At 72.1% G+C, this 373-nt stretch carries 1 pseudogene; it reads left to right on the top strand.

The features are described from left to right. Window positions 1–264, top strand: a pseudogene (locus tag D4A39_RS17435) (thymidine phosphorylase); the annotation flags it as partial. Window positions 265–373: the final 109 nt, after the last annotated feature.

Genomic DNA, 373 nt, shown 5'->3' with positions numbered 1-373 from the left:
GCCTGCGATGCCAAGGCGCTGGGCTGGGCGGTGGTGTCCCTGGGCGGCGGGCGGCAGGTGGAAACCGACCCGGTCGACCCGGCGGTGGGCCTGTCGGATATCGCCCCGCTCGGCACCTCCGTCGTCCGGGGCGAGCCCATCGCCCGGGTCCATGCCGCCCGCGAAGAGGCCGCCGACCGCGCCGTGGTCGAGGTTCAGGCGGCCTTTACCCTCGGCACGAGTTTCGACGCGACGCCGCTTGTCCTCGGAGAGGTCCGCCCATGACCCGTGCTTTCCTGATCGTGATGGACAGCGTCGGCTGCGGCGGTGCCCCCGATGCCGCGGATTTCGGCGATGAAGGCGCCAACACGCTGGCCCATATCGCCCAGGCCTG

The sequence above is a fragment of the Alcanivorax profundi genome (assembly GCF_003597125.1).
Classification (GTDB): domain Bacteria; phylum Pseudomonadota; class Gammaproteobacteria; order Pseudomonadales; family Alcanivoracaceae; genus Alcanivorax; species Alcanivorax profundi.
This window is presented reverse-complemented; position numbering and strand designations above follow the sequence as displayed.